The organism is Photobacterium andalusiense (genome assembly GCF_900185625.1).
Taxonomy (GTDB): domain Bacteria; phylum Pseudomonadota; class Gammaproteobacteria; order Enterobacterales; family Vibrionaceae; genus Photobacterium; species Photobacterium aquimaris.
On the sequence record NZ_FYAJ01000001.1, the window covers coordinates 244622 to 270602 of the forward strand.

The 25981-nt window shown below is 40.8% G+C and carries 24 protein-coding genes; 16 read left to right on the forward strand and 8 right to left on the reverse strand.

The features are described 5' to 3' along the window. Nucleotides 1–61: 61 nt before the first annotated feature. Entirely contained in the window at nucleotides 62–1726 is a 1665-nt protein-coding gene (gene glnS, locus PAND9192_RS01150) for a glutamine--tRNA ligase (protein WP_087819377.1), read from the forward strand. Nucleotides 1727–1803: 77 nt separating this feature from the next. Here glnS and PAND9192_RS01155 read toward each other — a convergent pair whose 3' ends face one another. Together PAND9192_RS01155 and fur are read right to left on the reverse strand one after the other, a co-directional pair. Beyond that, nucleotides 1804–2844: a linear amide C-N hydrolase gene (locus PAND9192_RS01155; protein ID WP_087852208.1), complete on the reverse strand. Its 1041-nt coding sequence runs from the start codon at nucleotides 2842–2844 to the stop codon at nucleotides 1804–1806. A 171-nt stretch (nucleotides 2845–3015) separates the two neighbouring features. After that, nucleotides 3016–3462 carry a ferric iron uptake transcriptional regulator gene (fur, locus tag PAND9192_RS01160; protein ID WP_060996991.1) on the reverse strand — a complete coding sequence of 149 codons (447 nt, stop codon included), beginning with the start codon at nucleotides 3460–3462 and terminating at the stop codon, nucleotides 3016–3018. A gap of 195 nt (nucleotides 3463–3657) precedes the next feature. On the opposite strand from fur, the gene PAND9192_RS01165 reads away from it, so the two are divergent. Beyond that, nucleotides 3658–4170, forward strand: coding sequence for a DUF4442 domain-containing protein (locus PAND9192_RS01165; RefSeq protein WP_087852209.1), 513 nt, complete (start codon nucleotides 3658–3660; stop codon nucleotides 4168–4170). A 64-nt stretch (nucleotides 4171–4234) separates the two neighbouring features. Here PAND9192_RS01165 and fldA read toward each other — a convergent pair whose 3' ends face one another. Further along, nucleotides 4235–4762, reverse strand: a complete 528-nt coding sequence (gene fldA, locus PAND9192_RS01170) for a flavodoxin FldA (protein WP_065166375.1) — start codon at nucleotides 4760–4762, stop codon at nucleotides 4235–4237. A gap of 317 nt (nucleotides 4763–5079) precedes the next feature. Next, a complete protein-coding gene (locus PAND9192_RS01175) occupies nucleotides 5080–5844 on the reverse strand; it encodes an alpha/beta fold hydrolase (RefSeq protein WP_087852210.1) in 765 nt (254 codons plus the stop codon). 104 nt (nucleotides 5845–5948) lie between these two features. On the opposite strand from PAND9192_RS01175, the gene seqA reads away from it, so the two are divergent. Then, nucleotides 5949–6494 carry a replication initiation negative regulator SeqA gene (gene seqA, locus PAND9192_RS01180; RefSeq protein ID WP_060997143.1) on the forward strand — a complete coding sequence of 182 codons (546 nt, stop codon included), beginning with the start codon at nucleotides 5949–5951 and terminating at the stop codon, nucleotides 6492–6494. A 30-nt stretch (nucleotides 6495–6524) separates the two neighbouring features. Then, nucleotides 6525–8171: a phosphoglucomutase (alpha-D-glucose-1,6-bisphosphate-dependent) gene (pgm, locus tag PAND9192_RS01185; RefSeq protein WP_065166373.1), complete on the forward strand. Its 1647-nt coding sequence runs from the start codon at nucleotides 6525–6527 to the stop codon at nucleotides 8169–8171. A 77-nt stretch (nucleotides 8172–8248) separates the two neighbouring features. On the opposite strand, the gene PAND9192_RS01190 is transcribed toward pgm, so the two are convergent. Continuing rightward, entirely contained in the window at nucleotides 8249–9031 is a 783-nt protein-coding gene (locus PAND9192_RS01190; protein WP_087852211.1) for a DUF1853 family protein, read from the reverse strand. A gap of 126 nt (nucleotides 9032–9157) precedes the next feature. Between PAND9192_RS01190 and PAND9192_RS01195 the strand changes: the two genes are divergently transcribed. After that, nucleotides 9158–9361 carry a DUF2517 family protein gene (locus PAND9192_RS01195; RefSeq protein WP_087852213.1) on the forward strand — a complete coding sequence of 68 codons (204 nt, stop codon included), beginning with the start codon at nucleotides 9158–9160 and terminating at the stop codon, nucleotides 9359–9361. A 188-nt stretch (nucleotides 9362–9549) separates the two neighbouring features. After that, on the forward strand, nucleotides 9550–10308 hold the full coding sequence (locus PAND9192_RS01200; protein WP_087852214.1) for a Nif3-like dinuclear metal center hexameric protein: 759 nt from the start codon (nucleotides 9550–9552) through the stop codon (nucleotides 10306–10308). 104 nt (nucleotides 10309–10412) lie between these two features. Here the strand turns inward: PAND9192_RS01200 and PAND9192_RS01205 are convergent, their stop codons facing one another. Further along, the gene (locus PAND9192_RS01205; RefSeq protein ID WP_087852215.1) at nucleotides 10413–11702 is read right to left on the reverse strand and encodes a citrate synthase; all 1290 of its coding nucleotides are present in this window, start codon (nucleotides 11700–11702) and stop codon (nucleotides 10413–10415) included. A 391-nt stretch (nucleotides 11703–12093) separates the two neighbouring features. On the opposite strand from PAND9192_RS01205, the gene sdhC reads away from it, so the two are divergent. The 8 genes from sdhC to sucD all read left to right on the forward strand — a co-directional run bounded on the left by sdhC (nucleotide 12094) and on the right by sucD (nucleotide 21706). Beyond that, nucleotides 12094–12495, forward strand: coding sequence for a succinate dehydrogenase cytochrome b556 subunit (gene sdhC, locus PAND9192_RS01210; RefSeq protein WP_087852216.1), 402 nt, complete (start codon nucleotides 12094–12096; stop codon nucleotides 12493–12495). After that, nucleotides 12489–12836 (forward strand): succinate dehydrogenase, hydrophobic membrane anchor protein, encoded by a 348-nt coding sequence (gene sdhD / locus PAND9192_RS01215; RefSeq protein WP_087852217.1) that lies wholly within the window; start codon nucleotides 12489–12491, stop codon nucleotides 12834–12836. Before sdhC ends, sdhD begins: the two co-directional genes overlap by 7 nt. Then, nucleotides 12836–14602, forward strand: a complete 1767-nt coding sequence (gene sdhA / locus PAND9192_RS01220) for a succinate dehydrogenase flavoprotein subunit (RefSeq protein WP_087852218.1) — start codon at nucleotides 12836–12838, stop codon at nucleotides 14600–14602. Before sdhD ends, sdhA begins: the two co-directional genes overlap by 1 nt. Before the next feature lie 19 nt (nucleotides 14603–14621). After that, nucleotides 14622–15335, forward strand: coding sequence for a succinate dehydrogenase iron-sulfur subunit (locus PAND9192_RS01225; RefSeq protein WP_087852219.1), 714 nt, complete (start codon nucleotides 14622–14624; stop codon nucleotides 15333–15335). Between the two features lie 106 nt (nucleotides 15336–15441). Then, nucleotides 15442–18273: a 2-oxoglutarate dehydrogenase E1 component gene (sucA, locus tag PAND9192_RS01230; RefSeq protein WP_087852220.1), complete on the forward strand. Its 2832-nt coding sequence runs from the start codon at nucleotides 15442–15444 to the stop codon at nucleotides 18271–18273. A gap of 26 nt (nucleotides 18274–18299) precedes the next feature. Further along, nucleotides 18300–19514 carry a 2-oxoglutarate dehydrogenase complex dihydrolipoyllysine-residue succinyltransferase gene (gene odhB, locus PAND9192_RS01235; RefSeq protein ID WP_087852221.1) on the forward strand — a complete coding sequence of 405 codons (1215 nt, stop codon included), beginning with the start codon at nucleotides 18300–18302 and terminating at the stop codon, nucleotides 19512–19514. Between the two features lie 153 nt (nucleotides 19515–19667). After that, on the forward strand, nucleotides 19668–20834 hold the full coding sequence (gene sucC / locus PAND9192_RS01240) for an ADP-forming succinate--CoA ligase subunit beta (protein WP_087852222.1): 1167 nt from the start codon (nucleotides 19668–19670) through the stop codon (nucleotides 20832–20834). Next, nucleotides 20834–21706 (forward strand): succinate--CoA ligase subunit alpha, encoded by an 873-nt coding sequence (sucD, locus tag PAND9192_RS01245; RefSeq protein ID WP_087852223.1) that lies wholly within the window; start codon nucleotides 20834–20836, stop codon nucleotides 21704–21706. Before sucC ends, sucD begins: the two co-directional genes overlap by 1 nt. A gap of 88 nt (nucleotides 21707–21794) precedes the next feature. Here the strand turns inward: sucD and znuB are convergent, their stop codons facing one another. Continuing rightward, the gene (znuB, locus tag PAND9192_RS01250) at nucleotides 21795–22580 is read right to left on the reverse strand and encodes a zinc ABC transporter permease subunit ZnuB (RefSeq protein ID WP_087852224.1); all 786 of its coding nucleotides are present in this window, start codon (nucleotides 22578–22580) and stop codon (nucleotides 21795–21797) included. Then, complete coding sequence (gene znuC / locus PAND9192_RS01255; RefSeq protein ID WP_087852225.1) at nucleotides 22580–23344, reverse strand: zinc ABC transporter ATP-binding protein ZnuC; 765 nt, start codon at nucleotides 23342–23344, stop codon at nucleotides 22580–22582. Before znuC ends, znuB begins: the two co-directional genes overlap by 1 nt. A gap of 161 nt (nucleotides 23345–23505) precedes the next feature. On the opposite strand from znuC, the gene znuA reads away from it, so the two are divergent. Together znuA and mepM are read left to right on the forward strand one after the other, a co-directional pair. After that, nucleotides 23506–24507, forward strand: a complete 1002-nt coding sequence (znuA, locus tag PAND9192_RS01260; RefSeq protein ID WP_087852226.1) for a zinc ABC transporter substrate-binding protein ZnuA — start codon at nucleotides 23506–23508, stop codon at nucleotides 24505–24507. Between the two features lie 2 nt (nucleotides 24508–24509). Further along, nucleotides 24510–25871 (forward strand): murein DD-endopeptidase MepM, encoded by a 1362-nt coding sequence (mepM, locus tag PAND9192_RS01265; protein WP_087852227.1) that lies wholly within the window; start codon nucleotides 24510–24512, stop codon nucleotides 25869–25871. The last annotated feature ends 110 nt before the right edge of the window (nucleotides 25872–25981 follow it).

Below are 25981 nucleotides of genomic sequence, written 5' to 3' on the forward strand. Positions count from 1 at the left end.
ATAGTTCATATTGATGGACTGTACATAATTCTCAATCCTGTAAGTACACGAGGTGTAATAGATGAGTGAATCTGAAGCTCGTCCATCTAACTTTATTCGCCAAATTATTGATGCGGATTTAGCCAGTGGCAAACATACAAGCATACATACCCGATTCCCGCCAGAACCAAATGGTTATCTGCATATCGGCCATGCGAAATCTATTTGTTTGAACTTCGGTATTGCTCAGGACTATCAGGGTCAATGTAACTTACGTTTCGATGACACTAACCCTGAGAAAGAAGACATTGAATACGTTGAGTCGATTAAAAATGATGTTAACTGGTTAGGCTTTGAGTGGAGTGGTGAGATTTGTTACTCATCAAACTACTTTGATCAGCTTCACGGGTTTGCCATTGAATTAATTAATAAAGGCTTAGCGTATGTTGATGAGCTAAGTCCTGAGCAAATGCGCGAATACCGCGGTACGTTAACGCAAGCGGGTAAGCACAGCCCTTACCGTGATCGTAGCGTTGAAGAAAACTTAGCCTTATTTGAAAAAATGAAGAATGGCGAAGTTGAAGAAGGCAAGATGTGCCTACGTGCAAAAATCGACATGGCATCACCGTTTATGGTTATGCGTGATCCGGTTATTTATCGCGTACGTTTTGCGACTCACCACCAAACTGGTGATAAGTGGTGCATTTACCCAATGTACGACTTTACGCATTGTATTTCTGATGCGTTAGAAGGTATTACGCATTCTATCTGTACGCTTGAATTCATGGATAACCGTCGTCTATACGATTGGGTTCTTGAAAATATCACCATTGATTGCATTCCACACCAGTATGAGTTTAGTCGTCTAAACCTTGAGTATACTGTGATGTCTAAGCGTAAACTAAACCAATTAGTGACTGATAAGTTAGTAAATGGTTGGGATGACCCACGTATGCCAACCATTTCTGGCTTACGTCGTCGTGGCTTTACACCGGGCTCTATGCGTGAATTCTGTAAGCGTATTGGTGTAACTAAGCAAGACAACACCATTGAAATTAGCTCACTAGAATCTTGTATTCGTGATGATCTTAACGAAAATGCACCACGTGCAATGGCAGTTTTAGATCCTGTTAAAGTTGTCATTGAAAACTTTGACGGTGAAACTGAAGTACTGACTGTCGCTAATCACCCGAACAAGCCAGAAATGGGTACGCGTGAAGTGCCATTTAGCCGTGAACTTTACATCGAACGTGAAGACTTCCGCGAAGAAGCGAACAAGAAGTACAAGCGTTTAGTATTAGGTAAAGAAGTACGTTTACGTGGTGCATACGTGATCCAAGCTGATCGTATTGAAAAAGATGCGGAAGGTAATATCACAACAATCTTCTGTTCTTACGATAAAGACACGCTAGGTAAAAACCCAGCAGATGGTCGTAAAGTAAAAGGTGTTATTCACTGGGTATCAGCACAAGCGGGTATTCCAGCAGAAATTCGTTTATACGATCGCCTATTTACTGTGCCAAACCCTGGCGCTGCAGAAGATTTCGTATCAGTGATTAACCCTGAATCTCTAACGGTATTAAATGGTTTTGTTGAGCCGGCATTGGCAGCAGCAGAAGCAGAAAAAGCTTACCAGTTTGAGCGTATGGGTTACTTCTGTGCTGACAATAAAGATTCAACCGCAGACCACCTAGTGTTTAACCGCACAGTGGGCTTACGTGATACTTGGGCAAAGATTGGTGACTAATTAGTTATTAATGTTTGTTAAAAAGCGCCTATTTCAGTGATGGAATAGGCGCTTTTTTTATGCAGCTTAGTTGTGATTTACTTTCCTGAAATGATGATTTTTTGAGTAATATCACCAGCTAAGTCATTATTAACAATATTAAAGTCGATCAATTTTTGTGATTGTTGAATTGCTTTAACGTCATAGTTAAATTGGGTGTAAGTATCGCCCCATTGGTAACGAATAAAGGTTTGACCTGATTGTAAATGGGTATTGACGGAATATTCCGTTGCATAGCCAGCCATTTTGCCATTGATAGGGCGGTTGGGAGCATCATGGGGAATACGGAACATGGTCGAATCTAGTTTTAGAATACCGTTAATGACACTGGTTGGCTGTTGTAAGTGTTTTGAAAAATAAGTGGTGTGAATAAAGCGATCTTCAGGGTTGGTATTACCACCAGTACCAAGGTTCGTTTGGCTCCATTGCTGAGCTTGTTCACCCCAGCCTCGCTGTGAACGTTTTACATTTGCAAGATGTTGATCATACCCTGGTTGATTAGTGAGTACGGTATATTGCTTACCATGCCAAATTTGTGGTTTACCATCGCGCCATTCAATAATAGCACTGTCACCGCTTGGATCTTGAAATGAGATATGGAGTGCAATACGTACTGGAATGCCATTAATTAACTCTTCAATTGGAGCGCTATCTTTAATTGCAGCAACCAGTTGATTGACGTTTTTATACTGTGACAGTAAATGGCGTAAGTAAGTTATAGCACCTACTTTTTGTTGTGGATCGGCTGTTCCTAAATCCATACCGCCATCATAAAGCACGTTACCGCTTAAACCTTGTGAGTTTATGCCGTCAAGCAAAATACCGTAGGCGGTAATACCAGTAACAGCATATTTAGCATTAATATTGTTGAGTTTACTGAGGTGAGTAGAGTATTCACTGTTTTTAGGGTAGTTAACCAATGTTGGTTGGGTTGATTCCGACCAATCCATGGTACGGGCGACAAAGGTACCTTGATCTTGGGTTTGCCATAAAACACGAGTGCAAGCATTAGCAACAGAAGAGATAGAGCCTAACGATAGGGCTGAAATTAAAGCGATAGTCAGTGAATGCGGTTTCATGATTAATTCTCAATATAATTAAATAATTGATATATATGTAATTAATCATTGGTTGTCACGAGGTCAATTGTAACGTTATTTGAATAGTGAGCTGGGTCTCTATTTTTGCTGAATATAAAAAAACCAGTGATATTGCTCACTGGTTCTTAGCGTGAAAATAACTAATCATTGTTATTTTTCATCGTGCAACGTTTCATCAGCATTGCAGTCGCCATCTAAACAATGACCATAGAGGTATAAGCTATGGTTTGTTAGACGAACATTAAAGCGTGCCGCGATGTCTTTTTGGCGTTGCTCAATCATTTCGTCTGAAAATTCAATTACTTTTCCACAATCAAGACAAACGAGGTGATCATGATGATGTTGAGTGGCTAATTCAAATACTGATTTACCACCTTCAAAATGGTGACGCGTTACAATGCCTGCATCATCAAATTGGTTAAGGACACGGTAAACCGTCGCAAGGCCAATTTCTTCACCGATATCGATGAGTTTTTTATACAGGTCTTCAGCACTGATATGTTGGCAATCAGGTTGTTGAAGCACTTCTAAAATCTTAAGACGAGGAAGTGTTACTTTAAGACCTGCTTGCTTGAGCGCGTGATTATTATCTGACATCCGATTTTCCTGTTGGCTAGCTGCAAAATGTAGCAGTAGTCTTTCTCATTTAGATTCATTATAAGTGACGTAACAATAACAATAAACCTTAAAAGGTCAGTTATCTAGCAGAAGTGTCACTTTTCTTTAGTTTGCAATATTGTAAAGATTATGTGATAAATTAACTCATCATACCAGCTTGTATGGAGTATTGCCTTGTTTGATTACTATAAGCCAAGTTTGGTTAAGCTAGCGTTAAACTTATGGCCTCCATTTTGGGGCGCAGGTATTAAAATATTGTTTATTAGCGATGATTTTCGTTATGTACGTTTACAATTAAAATTGCGCTGGTGGAATAAAAATGCCAATCGAACCCAGTATGGCGGCAGTATTTTCTCGTTAACCGATCCTGTTTATTCGCTGATGTTGATGGGAATTTTAGGTAAGCGCTATTTCGTGTGGGATAAACAAGCCCATATCGAGTTTATACGCCCTGGTGATGGCGATTTATTTGCTGAGTTTGTTATTTCACAAGCTTGTATTGCTGAGATTATTGCAGCAACAGCTGAAGGACGTAAGTATTTACCAGAGTTTCGCGTTAGCGTGACTAAAGCAAATAATGAGGTTGTGGCACAAGTTACACGAATATTATATGTTAGAAAAAAGCCCCAATATCGTTCACAAGAGCTTGAACCATCAGCAGATATTGAAATCAAGTCGGCTAATTAACGATTATAAGGCAATAAAAAACGCGCTATCAAAGCGCGTTTTTATTGGTGTATTGGAACGATGCTTAGTCAGCAAGTTCAGCAAGACACATTTCATCAAAGATTTGGTTAACCCATTGCTCAACACGAGCAGCCGTTAGCTCAGGTTGACGGTCTTCATCGATACATAAACCAACGAAGTTTGCATCGTCAACTAATGCTTTTGATGCTTCAAACTCATAGCCAGCTGTTGCAAAATTACCAACAATTGTGCCACCTTTGCTTTCAACGATGTCACGTACTGTACCCATAGCATCACAGAAGTACTCTGCGTAATCTTCTTGGTCACCACAACCAAAAATAGCCACAAGCTTGGTTGAGAAATCAACTTGCTCAAGCTCAGGGAAGAAATCATCCCAATCGCACTGTGGTTCACCGTAGTACCAAGTAGGAATACCTAGTAGTATCAGATCAAAGTTGTCGATATCTTCTTTGCTGCTTTTTGCGATATCTTTTACTTCAACTAGTTTGCTACCTAGTTGCTTCTGAATCATTTTAGCGACAGCTTCGGTGTTACCGGTGTCGCTACCAAAGAAGAGTCCAACGCTCGCCATAGTAGATATTACCCATATTAAATTGTTAACTGCTGCTGGCAGTTTACAGAAATCAGTATAAATGACGCAATGATAATTAATGTTTGATGACGATTTGGTGTTTTTTCGCCCAAATATTATCACTGGTTATTGTTGCCCTTGATTAAGTAGGGCGCGATAGCATCTCGTTAATAGCGTCAGCTTACTTATAGGCTGTTTAAATCGCATTACAGATTAGTGAAAGCTATCAAACTTAACGCACTATATCACAGTAGAGTACGGGATTTAATAATTACTCTTGTACTCTACTATAGTTAATGGCTGATTTTAATGAGTGTTTATTGCTCTAAAAACTGACTAATAATTCGATTAACTGTGGTTGGCTTCTCGGCATGAAGCCAATGGCCGCTATTAGCAACCACATGTGCTTTAGCGTGTGGAAATTGCGCCATAATCTCGCTGCGGTATTGAGGCTCAATGTAATCAGACAATTGACCTTTAATAAATAACGTTTGACCTGTAAAAGGTTGTGATGCTGGTTGCCAGCCCATAATGGTGGCGTAGTTGGCTATTAACCCTTTGACATTAAATCGCCATTGATAACCAGTGTCGGTTTTTGCTAATGATTTTAATAAAAACTGACGTACACCAGCATCATCAACATAACGTGCTAAATAGTCTTCAGCTTGTGAACGTTTGGTTATTGAGTGAAGATTGACTTCACGTAAACCATTAAAGACATTTTGATGGCGATGTTCCGTGTAAGTAACGGGGGCGATGTCGATAACAATAAGGTGGTTAATTCGTGCTGGCACTCGTGATGCTAATGTCATTGCGACTTTCCCTCCCATAGAATGACCAATAACATCAAATTGATCAATGGCTAAATGATCGAGGGTTTCAATAATATCTTGTGCAAGATCGGCATAGCTAAATTGATCACTGTGAGGAGATAATCCATGGTTGCGAAGATCGACACTGATCACTTGGTAATGGTGTTTTAATTCTCGGGCTAAAAGACCAAGATTATCTGCGCTGCCAAACAAACCATGGATCAAAACGATCGTTTTACCCTTGCCTTCAGCACGAAAATGAAGATTCACTGGCTATTTTCTCTAGTTAGGTGTGGTATTTACCATAGAGTATAACCTCGGATCAGGCTATAATCGTACCCAGAATTTTAAACGGAATGATAATGAATAATACCATGAAGACTATTGAGGTAGACGAAGAGCTATATCGTTTTATTGCTAGCCAAACTCAACACATTGGTGAAAGCGCTTCTGATATTTTACGTCGCTTGCTTATGGTGCCAGAAGAACAATTGCAGCCAGAGGTTGCTGTTGTGATGCCTGTTCGTCCTAAAGGCATCGTTGTGAGTCGAGACGCTGGTAATGAACCAACCATGGATCGCGTTAAAGAAATGCGTACTGTGCTAATTTCTGATGAATTTGCGGCGCAAGAAAAAGCAATTGGTCGTTTTATGCTGATCTTATCTTCTCTTTATCGCATTGATGCTGACGGCTTTGCTGAAGCGGCAGCCATTAAAGGGCGTACACGCGTTTATTTTGCTCATGATGAAGAAACGTTGCTTGCAAGTGGTAAAACAACCAAGCCTAAATCAATCCCAACAACGCCATTTTGGGTGATCACTAATACTAATACTGACCGAAAGCGTCAAATGATTGACCAATTAATGACGAAGATGGGCTTCAGTTCTGATATTATTGATAAAGTTTGTGGTGAAATATAATCACTATTGAGTTTTTACAAGGATAAGACAATGGCAATCCATCCTCGTGCGGGTCAACGCGCTCAGCAAGAAGATATGCATAATATTCCAGCACTTGTTGCTAATTATTTTCTGATTGAGCCAAATATTACCGATCCGCTACAAAAAGTAGCATTTGGTACATCTGGGCATCGCGGTACAGCTGATAAAGGTACCTTTAATCAGCACCACATTTGGGCTATTGCTCAAGCGATTGCTGAAGTTCGTCTAGCAAATGGTTTAACTGGTCCGCTATTTTTAGGTAAGGATACCCATGCTTTATCTGAACCAGCATTCACTTCAACATTAGAAGTGTTAGTGGCGAACAATGTTAAAGTTGTGGTTCAAGAAGGGTTAGGTTACACACCAACACCGGGCATTTCACATGCGATTCTTTGCCATAATAAAGCACATGCTGATAAAGCTGATGGTATTGTCATTACTCCATCGCATAATCCACCGCAAGATGGTGGCATTAAATATAATCCAGTTCATGGCGGTCCAGCTGAAAGTGAATTAACCACTGCGATTGAACAGCGTGCAAACGACATTATTGCTAACGGCATGGTTGACGTAAAGCGTGTTTCAATTACAGATGCTTTTGCGTCAGATCTTGTTGTAGAGCAAGACCTTGTTGCACCATATGTTGCTGATTTAGTAAATGTTATTGATATTGAAGCAATTCAAAAAGCAAACTTAAAGTTAGGTGTTGATCCTCTTGGTGGCTCAGGTATTGAGTACTGGCGTCAAATTGCACAGCACTATGCACTAGACTTAACTCTAGTTAATGAGTCTATCGATCCATCATTCCGTTTCATGTCATTAGATAAAGACGGTGTTGTGCGTATGGACTGTTCATCACCTTACGCGATGGCAGGTTTACTGGCTTATAAAGATAACTACGATCTTGCTTTTGGTAATGATCCTGATTATGACCGCCACGGCATTGTAACGCCGGCAGGTTTGATGAATCCGAATCATTATCTTGCAGTATGTATTGATTACTTATTCCGCCATCGTAGTGGCTGGAGTGATCAAGTTGCTGTTGGTAAAACATTGGTATCAAGCGCTATTATTGACCGCGTTGTGGCAGCATTAGGCCGTGAACTTGTTGAAGTGCCTGTTGGCTTTAAATGGTTTGTTGATGGTCTATACGATGGCAGTTTAGGTTTTGGCGGTGAAGAAAGCGCAGGTGCTTCTTTCTTACGTCAAGATGGCACGCCTTGGTCAACAGATAAAGATGGTATTCTTTTATGTTTATTAGCAGCAGAAATCACTGCGGTAACTGGTAAGAATCCACAACAATATTATGATGAGCTTGCTGCTAAATTTGGTAGTTCAGAATATGCACGTCTACAAGCTGTTGCTAATAAAGAACAAAAAGCTGTATTGAGCAAGTTGTCACCTGAAATGGTTGCAGCAACAACACTTGCTGGTGAGCCTATTCTTGCTCGACTAACGCATGCGCCAGGTAATGGTGCAGCAATTGGTGGCTTGAAAGTAACCACTGAAAACGGTTGGTTTGCGGCACGTCCATCAGGTACTGAAGATATCTACAAAATTTATTGTGAAAGCTTTAAAGGTAAAGAGCATTTAGCCCTTATCGAGCAAGAAGCACAAGATATCGTTAGCAAAGTATTCAGTGATGCTGGTTTATAATTTAGCATTATAGCAATACCAAAGACGAAAAAACGCCCATAGTTCACTTGGTTATTAAAGTGAACTCGGGCGTTTTTTTATAGCTGGCGATTATGCTGTGGCCAATGATTTGGCACAATAAACCATAGTTTATTATTTGCGTCTACGGCTTGGGTGGGAACATCTATTGTTGCCACATTAAGCTGAGTGGTTAATTGAGAAAATAGCGGCGGTGCTATCCATTGGCGTTTTTTAAGTATTTTTAAATCTAATGCAGTTGCTTGTGAGCAATAGCACCAACGGCCTTTAAGGCTGGTCGGATTTATGGGCATATCTGAGCCTGAGTGTGAATCGGGCCAAGCAGTAAATAATCGTCCCTGCATAATTAATCGACGTTGGGCAGGGTAGGGGTAATTGAGACATTGAAAGGCAGCATGGTCGGTAAGTTGAAGTTGATGATCAATCATTCGATTTACTTTTTTATCTAAATTATCCTTGGCATTGGGACCAGGCCATTGATGCTCAAAACTGAGATAAAATTTAATCGCCACTTCCCAATGTTCGATTTCATCGCTGCAATGATTATGCACTAAAAAATCAATGGCACCGACAGTTTGCTGTGATTGTAATTGAATCTCTTCATCAACAAGACTGTAATCGGGGTGATGGATAATTAATTGTTGCCATAACCACTGATAATAAAAACCTAACCGAGTGTTACCGTGATAACTGACATTGGTTGGAATAACGGCTCGTTTGGCAAAATTCTGCAACCAGTGGTCACTGATACTATAATGACAGCTTGTGACAATATTGGGCATTATTAGTAGCGCATTAAAATCGGCATTGGTTTGATAATTAACACCATGTTTTTGTAACATATTGACACACCTCTCAAGGTAAACGTTTTCTTTGCTGTTTTTGACTAATGATTGACCTGATTTCTGTAGTATTCTTTCATTTATTGGATTAAAGTATCACTAGGTTTATCGGGTCAGGAGTTAGCAATGTACACGCAGTTTTCAGTAGCGAATATTATTTCTCGTCGTATTTATACGGTTTTATTAGGATTAGTGTGTTTGCCTGTCCTGCTTTGTCTGCCAGTGAATAAACGTACACGGTTAACTAGTTATATGTATCGTTGTTGGTCACAGACTAGCACTAAACCATTATGGCTATCACGACTTGATTGTGGTACTCAGCGCCGCTAGTGATTTGACTCAGTATGACAATATCTTGTTGAAAAAGCTGCCGATGGCGGCTTTTTTTGTATTCAATATCATGCATGAGTTAGTACTTGATTGGTTTTGTTGATTGAGATTGTCATTAAAGGCTGATATTTTTTGAATATAGAGTGTTGTTGAATCAATAACATGACGTTATTTAAAAAGGATGCACAATGAATAACCTGGCATTAGAAGCTTTGTTGAATGATTTTCTATCACCACAGCTGATTAAAGATTATTGTCCTAATGGGTTACAAGTAGAAGGTAAGACTGAGATAACTAAGGTTATTACGGGTGTGACAGCTTGCCAAGCTCTGATTGATCGTGCTGTTGCTGAAGGTGTTGATGCAATTTTAGTTCACCATGGCTTTTTCTGGAAAGGTGAACCCGCTGAAATTCGAGGTATGAAATATCGTCGCATTAAGGCGTTAATTGAAAATGGTATTAATCTCTATGCTTACCATTTGCCGCTTGATGTTCACTCACAGGTAGGTAATAACGTTCAATTAGCGCAGCATTTAGGTTTGAGTGTTAGCGGTGGGTTAGAAGTTGGTAATCCGCGCTCAATTGCGATTTATGGTGATCTTGATACTCCATTAACTGGCGAAGAATTTGCAGCTCGGATTGCAATAGCTTTACAACGTGAACCACTACATATTGGCGATAATGCACCAGCGTTAATCAAAAAAGTAGGTTGGTGTACTGGTGGCGGTCAAGATTATATTGAACTTGCAGTACAGCAAGGTTGCGATGCATTTATTTCAGGTGAAGTATCAGAGCGTACAACCCATATTGCGCGTGAATTAGGTATTCATTATTTTGCAGCAGGGCATCATGCAACAGAGCGTTATGGTGTGAAAGCACTCGGTGAGTGGTTAGCACAAGAGCATGGTATAACGGTTGAGTTTATTGATATCAATAATCCAGTATAACTAAATTATTCTGATAAGATTGATAACTATATTGTTGTTTTTAAAAATAAAAAAGGTTGAGCTTTCGTCTCAACCTTTTTATTTTCACGAACCTCGAACTTCAGTTACTCACGTTCGTGAAGTGGCTTAAACTCACGTTGTGAATAACCCGTATAAAGCTGACGTGGACGACCAATTCGGTTGGTTGGATCACTGTGCATTTCATTCCAATGTGCAATCCAGCCGATCACACGTGACATTGCAAAAATCACCGTAAACATTGATACCGGAATACCAATTGCTTTAAGAATAATACCTGAATAGAAATCAACATTTGGGTAAAGTTTCTTACTGACAAAGTATTCATCTGACAGTGCAATACGTTCAAGTTCCATAGCAACATCAAGCAATGGATCATCAATTTTAAGCTCTTCAAGCACTTCGTGGCAGGCTTCACGCATAACTGTTGCACGTGGATCGTAGTTTTTATATACCCGATGACCAAAGCCCATTAGGCGGAATGGGTCATCTTTATCTTTGGCACGTTCAATAAACTCTGGAATATTTTCTACGCTACCAATTTCTTCAAGCATTTTGAGGCAAGCTTCATTAGCACCACCGTGTGCAGGACCCCACAGTGAAGCAATACCTGCCGCAATACAAGCAAATGGGTTGGCGCCAGAAGAGCCCGCTAAACGTACCGTTGAGGTGGATGCATTTTGCTCGTGATCAGCATGAAGAGTAAAAATTTTGTCCATTGCACGTGATACTACCGGACTAACTTCATACTCTTCACATGGTGTCGCAAACATCATATGCAAGAAATTCTCTGCATAATCAAGGTCATTTCGCGGGTAAATAAATGGCTGACCAGTGGTGTATTTATGACACATTGATGCCAAGGTTGGCATTTTTGATAGTAGTCTAAAAGCCGTTATTTCACGGTGAAGATCATTATTAATATCTAATGAATCATGATAGAACGCTGATAATGCACCGACCACGCCACACATAATTGCCATCGGGTGAGCATCACGGCGAAAGCCATGGAAGAAACTGGCAATTTGCTCATGAACCATAGTATGACGAGTAACTGTGGTACGAAATTTTTCGTATTCAGCACGTGTTGGTACTTCACCATAAAGGAGAACGTAACAAACTTCTAAGTAATCAGCATTGTTGGCTAATTGATCGATAGGAAAACCACGATGTAGCAGAATTCCTTTATCGCCATCAATATACGTGATTTGAGATTCACATGAGGCAGTTGCTAGAAAACCTGGATCAAATGTAAAAAAACCGTTTGCGCCTAGTTTTCGCACATCGATTACATCTTGGCCCTCTGAGCCCTCGATAATCGGCAGTTCGATAGGTGCTTTCCCTTCTATATGAAGAGTAGCTTTCTTATCTGCCATAACAATCTCCTTTGTTATTTGTATAATCCTGAATCCGAAGCGGATGTATATTTGTTGTACCGCTAGGTGAGCCAATTGTCAATTTTTGTGTTCATCAATGTGCGCTTGTTAATAACTTTTCTATGTTTGTGTTATTTTTGTGAAGTTTGTGTTTAATGTCATGTAAGTAAGTTTGTTTTTGAATGTTACGCTATGTATAGTGGAATTGACATTTGGTTATGATATAGATGACATGTTGTTAATAAACTGCGATGGGAATGCGGTTGAAAGACAAAGCGATTATATTGCTCAACACTTTGCTTTTAATGATAGCGCAGCATTTTTAAAACGGTTTCTTGATGGCTCACTATAGAAACAATCAAAGAGTTTAATAAAAAAATAAAATGCTTCAATGAAGCTGAGTGAGCAAAATGTGAAAGTAAAGAAGCCTAGACCCGTCAACCTCGACCTACAAACAATACGCTTTCCTTTAACAGCGATAGCGTCAATTCTCCACCGAATCTCTGGCGTGATTACGTTCGTCTCTATTGCCATTTTATTGTGGCTATTGAACTTATCATTGTCTTCCCCTGAAGGTTTCGCTACTGCTGCCAGTATTACCAATAGTTGGTTAGTGAAATTTGTGCTGTGGGGGATCTTAACCGCTCTGTTTTATCATATCGTGCTTGGTATTCGTCATTTATTGATGGATCTTGGCTATTTTGAAGAAATGGAAACGGGCCTTGCTAGTACTAAGGTAAGTTTTGTCGTTGTGGCAATATTATCGGTATTTTCAGGAGTATTAGTATGGTAGCCAATGTTTCTTCTGTTGGACGTAATGGTGTACATGATTTTATTTTAATTCGTGCAACAGCCATTATTCTGACTTTGTACACCATTTATCTAGTGGGTTTTTTTGCTTTTGGCCCAGAAATAACTTTCGCATCGTGGCAAGACTTTTTTGGACAGCTAACGACCCAAGTTTTTACTCTGCTAGCTTTAGGATCGATTTTAATTCATGCATGGATTGGCTTATGGCAAGTATTGACTGACTATATAAAACACGCCGCATTAAGAGCGTGCTTTCAGTTTGTAATTGTCGCGATTTTATTTATTTACCTATTTTCAGGTTTCTTGATTGTGTGGGGTGTGTAGTGAGCATTGCTGTTCGTGAATTTGACGCTGTTGTTATTGGCGCTGGTGGTGCAGGGATGCGTGCTGCACTCCAAATATCAGAGCAGGGCTTAAAATGTGCCTTGCTATCAAAAGTATTCCCAACCCGTTCTCACACGGTATCTGCACAAGGGGGGATCACTGTTGCATTAGGTAATTCACATCCTGATAACTGGCAGTGGCATATGTATGACACCGTCAAAGGTTCTGATTATATTGGTGATCAGAATGCGATTGAATACATGTGTGAAAATGGTCCTAAGTCTGTGATTGAACTTGAAAAAATGGGATTACCTTTTTCTCGATTTGATGACGGTAGTATTTACCAACGTCCATTTGGTGGCCAGTCAAAAGAGTTTGGTGGTGAGCAAGCCGCGCGTACTGCGGCAGCAGCAGACCGAACCGGTCATGCACTATTACATACTCTTTATCAGCAGAATATTAAACATCAAACCACTATTTTTTCTGAGTGGTATGCACTTGATTTAGTCAAAAACCAAGACGGCGTTATTTTAGGTTGTACTGCTTTGTGCATGGAAACAGGTGAAGTGTGTTACTTCAAAGCTAAAGCGACGATTTTAGCAACCGGCGGTGCTGGTCGTATTTATGCATCAACCACTAATGCCCATATTAATACTGGTGATGGTGTCGGAATGGCATTGCGTGCTGGTGTACCAATGCAAGATATGGAAATGTGGCAATTCCACCCGACAGGTATTGCAGGTGCTGGTGTACTAGTTACCGAAGGTTGTCGTGGTGAAGGTGGTTATTTATTAAATAACGATGGTGAGCGCTTTATGGAGCGCTACGCACCTAACGCGAAAGATTTAGCTGGACGTGATGTGGTGGCGCGCTCAATGATGGTTGAGATCCGTGAAGGACGCGGTTGTGATGGACCATGGGGTCCACACTTGAAGTTAAAACTTGATCATTTAGGTAAAGACGTACTTGAATCGCGTCTACCAGGAATTTGTGAGCTTTCGCGCACGTTTGCTCATATCGATCCTGTTAAAGAGCCAATTCCAGTTATTCCTACGTGTCACTACATGATGGGCGGCGTACCGACTCAAGTGTCAGGCCAAGCATTAAAACAAAATGCAGCTGGTGTAGATGAAGAAATTCAAGGTCTATTTGCTTGCGGTGAAATCGCTTCGGTATCTGTGCATGGAGCCAACCGCTTAGGGGGTAACTCGCTACTTGATTTGGTGGTGTTTGGTCGTGCAACAGGCTTACACCTTGGCGAAACCTTAGCTGCTCAAGCAGAAGCTACGCCAGCAACTGAAGCTGATATTGAAGCATCTCTTGCGCGTCTTAATCGTTGGAATAATACCCAAGAAGGTGAAGACCCAGTTCAAATACGTAAAGATCTGCAAACCTGCATGCAAAATAACTTCTCGGTATTTAGAGAGGGTGAGGCAATGGCGGCTGGGTTAGAAGAGCTTAAAGCGATTCGTGAACGTTTGCAGCATGCGCGATTAGATGACACCTCTACGGAGTTTAATACTCAGCGAATTGAGTGTTTAGAATTAGATAACTTAATGGAAACGGCAATGGCAACCGCTATTGCTGCTAATTACCGTACAGAAAGCCGTGGTGCACATGCTCGGTTTGATTTCCCTGAACGCGATGATGCTAATTGGTTATGTCATTCGATTTATAACCCTGAAACGGAAGCGATGACAAAACGAGCTGTCAATATGACGCCGATTCATCGTGAAGCATTTCCGCCTAAAGCGCGTGTTTATTAACTAACGGGAGACAACAGCGATGAAACTGAATTTTTCAATTTACCGTTATAACCCAGATGTTGATGATGCTCCGCACATGAAAGGCTACCAGCTTGATGTGCCCGATGGCTCAGATATGATGGTGTTAGATGCGTTAATTTTGCTTAAAGAACAAGATGCTAGTTTGTCTTTCCGTCGTTCTTGCCGTGAGGGTGTATGTGGCTCTGATGGTATTAATATGAACGGTAAAAACGGCTTAGCATGTATTACGCCGTTATCTGCGCTAATGACCAGCGATACCATTGTGATTCGTCCATTACCTGGGTTGCCGGTGATTCGTGATTTGATCATTGATATGGAGCAGTTTTATAGTAACTACGCTAAAGTAAAACCTTTTTTAATTGATGATGCGACGTTGCCACCTGCAAGAGAGAATTTGCAAGCGCCTGAAGATCGTGCGCAGTTAGATGGGCTATACGAATGTATTATGTGTGCCTGTTGTTCAACAGCATGCCCATCATTTTGGTGGAATCCAGATAAATTTATTGGTCCAGCTGGCTTATTGGCGGCTTACCGATGGTTAATTGATAGCCGTGATACTGCAACCGACGAACGATTATCTGATCTTGATGATGCATTTAGTGTTTTTCGTTGCCATGGCATAATGAACTGTGTAAATGTCTGTCCTAAGGGATTAAATCCGACCAAAGCGATTGGACATATCAAATCTATGCTGCTTAAACGAGCAGTTTAAAAATATCGATATGTTAGTGAGTCAATGCAATATGCAGGCTCGCTAACGGGAATGCTCGGTATTAGACCGATGCCAATGGCGATAAATTAGTAGTTAAGGGAAAATAATGCAGAATAGCGTTATGAAGGCATGGCTTGAGTCTTCACATTTAGCTGGCGCCAACGCAACTTATATAGAAGATCTTTACGAGTTGTATCTTAGCGATCCAGAGTTAGTTGATACCCAATGGCGAGAGGTTTTTGTCGATTTACCAGTTGTTAATGACGTAGTTATTGAGCAACCTCATTCTCGTGTGCGTGATTACTTTCGACGTTTAGCAAAAGAAACCAATTTTTTAAGTGCTGTTGTTAACGACCCTGATGTTGATGCAAAGCAGGTTAAAGTATTACAGCTGATTAATGCTTATCGTTTTCGTGGTCATCAAAATGCCAACCTTGATCCGTTAGGGTTATGGCAACGTGATCATGTTGCCGATCTCGATCCTGAATTTCACTCGTTAACCACTGATGATTTTAATGAAACATTTAATGTCGGTTCATTTGCGATTGGTCAAGAGACCATGAAACTCAGTGAAATATATGCAGCACTTAAAAAGACCTACTGTGGGTCAATTGGTGCTGAATATATGCATATTACCGACACCGAAGAAAAACGTTGGATTCAGCAACGGCTTGAATCGGTCATGGGCACTGGTTCGTTTACTGCCGATGAACAATTGTGTTTTCTTGATGAATTAACCGCAGCAGAAGGTCTTGAACGTTATTTAGGGGCGAAATTCCCAGGCGCAAAACGTTTCTCATTAGAAGGTGGCGATGCCATGATTCCAATGATGAAAGAGTTAATTCGTCATGCGGGCTCACAAGGTGTACGTGAAGTCGTGGTTGGCATGGCTCACCGTGGCCGCCTAAATATGTTAGTCAACGTGTTGGGTAAAAAGCCGCAAGATTTATTTGATGAGTTTGCAGGCAAACACGGTGAAAGTTGGGGTACGGGTGATGTGAAATATCACCAAGGTTTCTCAGCCGATTTTGCAACCCCTGGTGGTGATGTTCATTTAGCCTTAGCTTTTAACCCATCACACCTTGAAATTGTGAATCCGGTAGTGGTTGGCTCTGTACGCGCTCGTCAAGATCGTTTAGGTGATGATACTGGTGATAAAGTATTACCCATTACTATTCATGGTGACTCAGCAATAGCTGGACAAGGTGTTGTTGCTGAAACTTTTAATATGTCGCAAGCACGAGGTTATAGCGTTGGCGGTACAGTACGTATTGTTATCAATAACCAAGTTGGCTTCACCACTTCAAATCCTCAAGATACTCGCTCAACAGAATACTGTACTGATATCGCTAAAATGGTACAGGCACCTATTTTTCACGTAAATGCTGATGATCCACAAGCGGTTGCGTTTGTAACTCGACTTGCATTTGATTATCGCCATGAGTTTAAGCGTGATGTGGTGATTGATTTAGTGTGTTATCGCCGTCATGGACACAACGAAGCTGATGAGCCTAATGCGACTCAGCCGTTGATGTATCAAAAAATCAAAAAACATCCAACGCCACGTAAATTATATGCTGATTATTTAACTGAAATCGGTGCATTTGGGTTAGATGTCGCAACCGGTTTGGTTAATGAATACCGTGATGCATTAGATCGTGGTGAGTGTGTAGTTAAAGAGTGGCGACCAATGAAACTGCATTCGGTTGATTGGGCACCATACTTAGGCCACGATTGGACTGTTGATTGGAATAGTAAGGTTGACGAGCAGCGTCTACAAGAGTTAGGCACGCGTTTATGTCAATATCCAACCAGTCATCAGTTGCAAAGCCGAGTTCAAAAAATCTATACCGATCGTTTAGCGATGATTGCTGGTGACAAAGCCCTTGATTGGGGGATGGCTGAGAATTTAGCTTATGCAACATTGGTTGATGATGGTCATCGTATTCGTATTACAGGTCAAGATTCAGGTCGAGGAACATTTTTCCATCGCCATGCCGTGTTACATAACCAACAAGATGCCAGTACCTATATTCCGTTAACTCATATTCATAATGGTCAAGGTCCATTTGAAGTGATTGATTCAGTATTATCTGAAGAAGCGGTATTAGCGTTTGAATATGGTTATGCAACCGCAGAGCCAAGTGGATTAACGATTTGGGAAGCGCAATTTGGTGATTTTGCCAATGGCGCGCAAGTGGTGGTCGACCAATTTATTAGTTCTGGTGAGCAAAAGTGGGGTCGTATGTGTGGTTTAACCATGTTATTGCCACATGGTTATGAAGGCCAAGGCCCAGAGCACTCATCTGCACGTCTTGAGCGTTACTTACAATTATGTGCAGAACAAAACATGCAAGTGGTGGTGCCATCAACGCCAGCGCAAGTTTACCATATGATTCGTCGTCAAGTTGTACGCCCAATGCGTCGTCCATTAATTGTGATGTCGCCAAAGTCGTTATTGCGTCATCCGCTATGTACATCGACATTGGATGAGCTTGCTAATGGCACTTTCTTGGCTGCAATTGGTGAGGTTGATGAACTGCCAGCACAGCAGGTGAAGCGAGTGGTATTCTGCTCAGGTAAAGTGTATTACGACTTATTAGAACAACGTCGTAAAAATGAACAAACTGATGTCGCTATTGTGCGTATTGAGCAGCTATATCCATTTCCAAAAGAAGATGTTGAAGCTGCGATCGCTGATTATAGCCATGTTACTGATTTTGTATGGTGTCAAGAAGAGCCTCAAAATCAAGGTGCATGGTATTCTAGCCAGCATAACTTCTATTCTGCATTACCAGCAGGATCGCTTTTACGTTATGCCGGACGACCAGCATCAGCATCACCCGCTGTAGGCTATATGTCTGTACATTTGAAACAACAAAAAGCGTTAGTTGAAGACGCATTAACTATTGAATCTCAAGACCATTCTAATAATTAGAACGAGAACAAAAGGACAATACCGATATGACAATCGAAATTCTGGTTCCAGATCTTCCGGAATCTGTTGCCGATGCAACTGTAGCCACATGGCATAAACAACCAGGCGATACTGTTTCTCGTGATGAGGTCTTGGTTGATATTGAAACGGATAAAGTTGTGCTTGAAGTACCGGCACCTGAAGATGGCGTCTTAGAAGCTATCTTTGAAATTGAAGGTACAACGGTATTAACTAAGCAATTGATTGGTAAAATCAAAGTTAATGCTGTTGCTGGTGAGCCAACCTCTGCGGTATTGGCTGATGCTGAATCGTCACCCAACAAACGTAATACAGCTTCGTTAAATGAAGAAAATAGTGAAGCGTTAAGTCCAGCTGTTCGCCGTTTATTAAGTGAGCATGGCGTAGCCGCTGAGAAAGTGAAAGGCACAGGTGTTGGTGGTCGAATCACTCGTGAAGATGTTGATAGCTACTTGAAACAAGCGATTGAAGCGCCAGCTGTCACCAAGAGTGTTGATACTCAAATTGAGCCACCGTTAGCGCATCGCAGTGAAAAACGAGTACCGATGACACGCTTACGTAAACGTGTTGCTGAGCGTTTACTTGAAGCGAAAAACAGCACTGCGATGTTAACGACATTTAATGAAGTTAACATGAAACCAATCATGGATCTGCGTAAACAATATAAAGATGTGTTTGAGCAGCGCCATGGTATTCGTCTTGGCTTTATGTCGTTTTATGTTAAGGCTGTTGTAGAAGCTTTGAAGCGTTACCCAGAAGTTAATGCTTCAATTGATGGTGATGATATTGTTTATCATAACTTTTTTGATATCAGTATTGCTGTCTCAACACCACGAGGTTTAGTTACCCCTGTGTTACGAGATTGTGATAAGTTAAGTTTGGCTGAAATTGAAAAAGGCATTCGTGACTTGGCAATTAAAGGTCGTGATGGCAAGTTAACTGTTGATGATCTTATTGGCGGTAACTTTACTATCACCAATGGTGGTGTTTTTGGATCGTTAATGTCGACGCCGATTATTAACCCACCACAAGCTGCAATTTTAGGTATGCATAAAATTCAAGACCGCCCAATGGCAGTTAATGGTCAAGTTGAAATTCTACCTATGATGTATTTGGCACTTTCTTATGATCATCGTTTAGTTGATGGTCGTGAGTCTGTTGGTTATTTAGTGACAATTAAAGAGCTACTTGAAGATCCAACACGTCTATTACTGGACGTATAAGTACCAAAAGAGTTAGCCGAGTAAGTGCTCATTATTCGGTTAACTTTCTTCTCTGCAAAGGGAACAGTAAACACGGACAATGATGAAGAGATATCGAAGAATATCTCAAATGGATTTAACAAGTCCCAAAGGGATAAAAACGGATAGAACATTATGAATTTGCACGAGTATCAAGCAAAACAACTATTCGCTGAATATGGTTTACCTGTGCCTGAAGGCTATGCTTGTGACACTCCACAAGAAGCGGCAGAAGCGGCAGGTAAAATTGGCGGTGAAAAATGGGTTGTAAAATGTCAGGTTCATGCTGGTGGTCGAGGAAAGGCTGGCGGTGTTGAATTACATGACAATAAAGAAGGCATTAAACAATTTGCGCAACATTGGTTGGGTAAGAATTTAGTGACTTATCAGACGGATGCTGCAGGTCAACCTGTGACTAAGGTATTGGTAGAAGCGGCTTCTAGTATTGCTAATGAATTATATCTTGGTGCAGTTGTGGATCGTAGTTCACAACGTATTGTTTTCATGGCATCGACTGAAGGTGGCGTGGAAATTGAAAAAGTTGCACAAGAGACACCGCATCTTATTCATAAAGCAGCCATTGATCCGTTAGTTGGCCCGCAACCTTATCAAGGACGTGAATTAGCCTTTAAACTGGGTTTGCAAGGCGATCAAGTTAAGCAATTTACTAAAATATTCCTCGGGCTTGGCAATATGTTTGCTGAGTGTGATTTAGCGTTGCTTGAAGTTAACCCATTAATTATTACTCAAGCAGGCACCTTAGTGTGTCTGGACGGTAAAATTAATATTGATGCCAATGCATTATATCGTCAGCCTAAATTGCGCCAAATGCATGATCCATCTCAAGAAGATGAGCGTGAAGCCCATGCTGCGCAATGGGAACTCAATTATGTTGCTCTTGACGGTAATATTGGCTGTATGGTCAATGGCGCAGGTTTGGCAATGGGTACCATGGATATTGTTAACCTTCATGGTGGACAACCAGCAAACTTCCTTGATGTTGGTGGCGGTGCGACCAAAGAGCGAGTGACAGAAGCCTTCAAAATTATTCTTTCAGATAGCAACGTTAAAGCCGTTTTAGTGAATATTTTTGGTGGCATTGTTCGCTGTGATCTTATCGCTGAAGGTATTATAGGTGCGATTGCTGAAGTGGGTGTGAAAGTACCTGTAGTGGTACGCCTTGAAGGTAATAATGCTGAAGTCGGTGCTGCAAAACTGGCTGATAGTGGTCTCAATATTATTGCTGCAACGTCGCTAACAGAAGCCGCAGAGAAAGTCGTTGCTGCTGCGGAGGGTAAATAATGTCAGTACTTATTAATCAACAGACTAAAGTCATTTGCCAAGGTTTTACCGGTGGACAAGGTACATTTCATTCAGAGCAAGCGCTTGCTTATGGCACTCAATTAGTTGGTGGTGTTTCTCCAGGTAAAGGCGGAACAACACACTTAGGTTTACCTGTATTTAATACGGTACGTGAAGCGGTTGAAGTGACTGGTGCTACTGCTACTGTCATTTATGTGCCAGCACCATTTTGTAAAGATGCAATTCTAGAAGCGATTGATGCTGGTATCGAGCTGATTGTCACTATTACTGAAGGTATACCAACCTTAGATATGTTGGATGTTAAAGTACGTTTAGATGCAAGCGGCGTACGAATGATTGGCCCTAACTGTCCCGGAATTATTACTCCTGATGAATGTAAAATTGGCATTATGCCAGGTCATATTCATAGAGCGGGTAAAGTCGGTATTGTTTCACGATCAGGCACATTGACTTATGAAGCTGTAAAACAAACGACCGATGAAGGTTTCGGTCAATCAACGTGTGTGGGTATCGGTGGCGATCCCATTCCGGGTTCAAACTTCATTGATATTCTAGAAATGTTTGAAAAAGATCCAGCGACAGAAGCGATTGTAATGATCGGTGAAATCGGTGGTACCGCCGAAGAAGAAGCGGCTGCTTACATTAAAGACAATGTCACTAAGCCAGTTGTATCTTATATCGCAGGTGTGACAGCACCTCCGGGTAAACGCATGGGTCACGCTGGTGCCATTATCTCTGGTGGTAAAGGTACTGCTGATGAAAAATTTGCAGCACTGGAAGCGGCAGGGGTTAAAACAGTTCAAAGCTTAGCTGATATTGGTAAAGCTTTACGCGAAGTGACAGGTTGGTAAAGTTAATCAGCCTTTAGTGACTAGGATATATCGATAAAAAACCCGCACTCCAATATGGCTGCGGGTTTTTTTATTAAGGGGAATTATATTAGCGCTGAGTTCGTTTTAGCTGGCTAAGCATAAATAATGCTGCTGCTGATACGACTACAGAAGGACCTGCTGGTGTGTCATAGTGCCATGACATCGCTAAGCCGAGCACTACTGAAATCGATCCAATGATAGAGGCAATAACGGCCATTGATTCTGGACTATTGGCAAAACGGCGTGCGGTTGCTGCTGGAATAATTAACAATGACGTAATAATTAATGCGCCAACAAATTTCATCGCAACGGCAATTACCATACCAACCATCAGCATTAACAATAATCGCATTAAATCGACGTTTACGCCTTCGACTTGTGCCATTTCTTCACTGATTGTCATTGATAGCAGTGGTCGCCATAGATAAATAAGTAGTGCTAACACGATAGCGCCACCACCGTAAATCCACATTAAATCATTGGTGGTTACTGCTAGTAAATCACCAAATAAATAAGACATTAAATCGATCCGAACATTATCTAAAAAGCTAACTGCCACTAAACCAAGAGATAATGCACTATGGGCTAAGATGCCAAGCAGAGTATCGGTCGCAACATAGCGTTGTTTTTGTAAGGTCACTAAAATAACCGCAAGCACTAAACAACAAATAACTAACGCTAGATTTAAATTAATATTAAATAAAAATCCTAAGGCAATACCTAGTAATGACGCATGTGAAAGGGTATCACCAAAATACGCCATTTTGCGCCATACGACAAAAGACCCTAAGGGGCCTGCTAATAGGGCAATCCCAATGCCAGCAATTAATGCAGGAAGTAAAAACTCAATCATTATTTTTTATTATCCTGATGATTATTACAGCATGTTGATGGTGTGATTGAATCATCATGTTGGTGGTTGTGTTGATGTTGATATAATGCGAGTTGGTCACTGGCTTGACGACCAAATAATGCAATATATTTAGGGTGGTTAGTCACACTAAATGGGCTACCAGAACAACAAATATGATGTTGTAAGCAGATCACTTTATCCGTTTTAGCCATTACAAGATGAAGATCGTGCGAAACCATTAAAATAGCACAGTTAAGTAAATCACGTAATTGCTGAATTAAGCGGTAAAGTTCTAATTGACCTGTAACATCGACCCCTTGTACTGGCTCATCTAACACTAATAAATCGGGTTTTTGTAATAATGCACGCGCTAATAATACGCGTTGCATTTCACCACCAGATAATCGGTGCATGTCGCTATCGATTAAGTGAGCACCATTGACCATAGTTAGTGCTTCACGTCGCTGATCAATAGAATAGCGTCCCGCTAATCGCATAAATCGGTCAACAGAAAGTGGCAAAGTATCATTGAGATGAAGCTTTTGTGGCACATAACCAATGCGCATTCCCTTTTGACGCACAACGTTACCTAAAGTTGGTTTTTGTAAACCTGTTATCACTTTAACAAGTGTTGATTTGCCAGCACCATTAGGACCAATAAGCGTTGTAATTTCACCACGTTCTAATTTGAGCGCAATATTATCTAGAACGTTACGGCCAGAAAAGGCGACGGTTAATGATTGTAATTCTACTAATGTTGTCATAAAGCGTGCTTAAAATAAGAATTTGCATAATTGTGATGTTATATTATAACATCGCTAAGATAGTTGTGTTACTGTTAATACGCGCTGATTATAGCCAATTGAGAAAAATTTCTTTGCTGATAATCAATAATTTTTTACCGTTCACATTTTATGGGGAAATCATGCACCGTCTAACTTCTTTATGTTGCGCTACTGCTATTGTTGTTTCTAGTTCAGCGTTTGCTGATGATACTTTTAACGTGGTTACAACGGTTAAGCCACTGAATTTGATTGTTAGTGAATTAACTCAAGGCGCAGCAACCAGTGAGTTTGTTATTCCTGCAGGCTCATCTCCCCATGATTATGCCTTACGTCCTTCAGATGTGAAAAAATTAAAGCAGGCCGACTTGGTTGTGTGGATCGGTCCAGAGTTAGAATCCTTTTTAACCAAAACCATGGATTCAAAACCTGAAAATATTGCGCTCAGTAAACAGCAGGGAATTAATTTCCGTTATTATGCCGAAGATGAGTCACATGCAGAGCATGAGCATGAGCATGAGCATGAGCATGAGCATGAGCATGAGCATGAGCATGAGCATGAGCATGAGCATGAGCATGGCGATCATAGTGCGGCAGCTGAACATGAAGGCCACCATCACCACCAACATAATGGCATCGATCCTCACTTATGGTTAGGACCAGATCAAGCAATACAAGCAGCAAATGTCATAACTAAGGCATTGATCAAGTATGACCCGTTGCATAAAAATACATATACAGCTAATCTTTCTACATTCACTACAGATGTTCAACAAGCGGTTATTAAGCTTAATAAACAATTACAGCCTTTAAATAATAAAGGTTACTACGTGTTCCATGATGGCTATGGCTATTTTGAACAACAGTTTAAGCTTGATAATCTTGGCCACTTTACGGTCGAACCGGATCGTCGTCCGGGTGCAAAAACACTGTTATCTATTCGTCAGGCGTTAACGAATAATCAGGCACAATGTGTCTTTAGTGAGCCACAGTTTTCACCCGCTGTTGTGAAATCTGTGATCAAAGGAACGAATGTTAAAATAGGGACTCTTGACCCAATGGCAACTGATATCGTTGAGGGCAAGGGAGGATATGTCCGTTTTCTTAATGAACTTGGACAACGATTTAGTAAGTGTCTTAATTAATCATGAAATATTATATCGCTGCGGTGGCATCATTAAAGATGTTACCGCTGCAACATAAAATAGCGTTATTCTCAACCACAGTTTTAATGATGGCAGCTATTGCATGGCAACCATCGAAACATACAATACATATTCCCTCATTTAAAAAACCTGCGCCAATTGCTGTGCCTATTAATATCACTCCCTCTGAGGTTTTAGAGTCTGATAGTGAACCAATGGGTGCGTCTTTAGATCAAAATGATCCTGAATTTCAAGCACCAAAAGATGAAATTGAGCGGCAATTAGTACAGGCTCATGCTGAAACTGAATCGAAACACCGTGTTGCATCAGGCGAAACCTTAGGCGTTATATTTTCTCAATATGGTTTACCAATCTCAGATATGTATCGTTTAATTGATGCTAATAAATCAGTACAACAGTTGCGTGTTGGTCAAACATTAGAATGGGAAGTTGATAACAATGGTAAGTTGATATCATTGAGTATTATTCGTAGTAAAAAAGTAACCGACACTTATACGCTCGGCAAAAAAGGCTACAGCTATAAAGAAGTTGTACAGAAAGGCGTTATTAAGCCAGTTGTACTTACAGGGCAAGTATCAGGCAGTTTCTACAATTCAGCACGTGATGCTGGGTTAACACCAACACAAATAGGTAATGTGGTTAAAGCATTACAATGGAAGATGAACCTTGGCCGTGATGCTCAAAAAGGGGATTCATTTGGAGTGGTGTTAGATCGTGAATTTATTGATGGTAAAGCGGTTGGTAAAGGCAAAATGAATGCCTTTTATTATAAAAGCCAACGTCGTGGACATTCTATCTTTATTGCTCGTGGTGCTGATGATCAATTTTATGATCAAGGTGGGCGCAGTTTAAATCGCGGCTTTAAACGTATACCAATGCTTAAGTCATACCGCATCAGTTCGTCATTTAATCCAAATCGTTTGCACCCAATAACCAAACGTCGTTCACCACACAATGGCACTGACTTTGCTGTTCCTGTCGGCACAACAATTCTTGCCGCTGGTGATGGCGTAGTGGTTAAGTCACGTTATCATCCGCTTGCGGGTAATTATATTGTGATCAAACATGGTCGCGAATATATGACGCGTTATTTGCATCTTAGCAAACGCCAAGTCAAAGTCGGCGATAAAGTTAAAATGGGGCAACGTATTGCAAAAAGTGGTAATACGGGGCGTTCAACCGGACCTCATTTACATTTTGAGCTAATAAAGAACGGGCGACCAGTTAATGCGATGAAAGTACCATTACCGCAAGCTGAACCGTTAAGAGGTAGCACTCGAACTCAATTTATGCGTAATGTTAAAGCATACAAAAAACAATTAACCGAACAAATGTCGAGTTAAAATCAACATAACTATTTGTTCTTAAAGCGTACCGAAAGGTACGCTTTTTTTTGTGTGTAAAAAAGAGCGCCAAAAGAGTAATAATGCCATTTTATTGGTTGATTATATTA

Coding starts and splice junctions, on each gene's coding strand:
- znuA (WP_087852226.1), top strand. CDS start 23,506: ATGCACCGTCTAACTTCTTTATGTTGCGCTACTGCTATTGTTGTTTCT.
- znuC (WP_087852225.1), bottom strand. CDS start 23,344: ATGACAACATTAGTAGAATTACAATCATTAACCGTCGCCTTTTCTGGC.
- glnS (WP_087819377.1), top strand. CDS start 62: ATGAGTGAATCTGAAGCTCGTCCATCTAACTTTATTCGCCAAATTATT.
- sucC (WP_087852222.1), top strand. CDS start 19,668: ATGAATTTGCACGAGTATCAAGCAAAACAACTATTCGCTGAATATGGT.
- sdhD (WP_087852217.1), top strand. CDS start 12,489: ATGGTAGCCAATGTTTCTTCTGTTGGACGTAATGGTGTACATGATTTT.
- sdhC (WP_087852216.1), top strand. CDS start 12,094: ATGAAGCTGAGTGAGCAAAATGTGAAAGTAAAGAAGCCTAGACCCGTC.
- mepM (WP_087852227.1), top strand. CDS start 24,510: ATGAAATATTATATCGCTGCGGTGGCATCATTAAAGATGTTACCGCTG.
- PAND9192_RS01225 (WP_087852219.1), top strand. CDS start 14,622: ATGAAACTGAATTTTTCAATTTACCGTTATAACCCAGATGTTGATGAT.
- fldA (WP_065166375.1), bottom strand. CDS start 4,762: ATGGCGAGCGTTGGACTCTTCTTTGGTAGCGACACCGGTAACACCGAA.
- PAND9192_RS01205 (WP_087852215.1), bottom strand. CDS start 11,702: ATGGCAGATAAGAAAGCTACTCTTCATATAGAAGGGAAAGCACCTATC.
- sucA (WP_087852220.1), top strand. CDS start 15,442: ATGCAGAATAGCGTTATGAAGGCATGGCTTGAGTCTTCACATTTAGCT.
- PAND9192_RS01195 (WP_087852213.1), top strand. CDS start 9,158: ATGTACACGCAGTTTTCAGTAGCGAATATTATTTCTCGTCGTATTTAT.
- PAND9192_RS01190 (WP_087852211.1), bottom strand. CDS start 9,031: ATGTTACAAAAACATGGTGTTAATTATCAAACCAATGCCGATTTTAAT.
- PAND9192_RS01155 (WP_087852208.1), bottom strand. CDS start 2,844: ATGAAACCGCATTCACTGACTATCGCTTTAATTTCAGCCCTATCGTTA.
- pgm (WP_065166373.1), top strand. CDS start 6,525: ATGGCAATCCATCCTCGTGCGGGTCAACGCGCTCAGCAAGAAGATATG.
- znuB (WP_087852224.1), bottom strand. CDS start 22,580: ATGATTGAGTTTTTACTTCCTGCATTAATTGCTGGCATTGGGATTGCC.
- odhB (WP_087852221.1), top strand. CDS start 18,300: ATGACAATCGAAATTCTGGTTCCAGATCTTCCGGAATCTGTTGCCGAT.
- sucD (WP_087852223.1), top strand. CDS start 20,834: ATGTCAGTACTTATTAATCAACAGACTAAAGTCATTTGCCAAGGTTTT.
- seqA (WP_060997143.1), top strand. CDS start 5,949: ATGAAGACTATTGAGGTAGACGAAGAGCTATATCGTTTTATTGCTAGC.
- PAND9192_RS01200 (WP_087852214.1), top strand. CDS start 9,550: ATGAATAACCTGGCATTAGAAGCTTTGTTGAATGATTTTCTATCACCA.
- fur (WP_060996991.1), bottom strand. CDS start 3,462: ATGTCAGATAATAATCACGCGCTCAAGCAAGCAGGTCTTAAAGTAACA.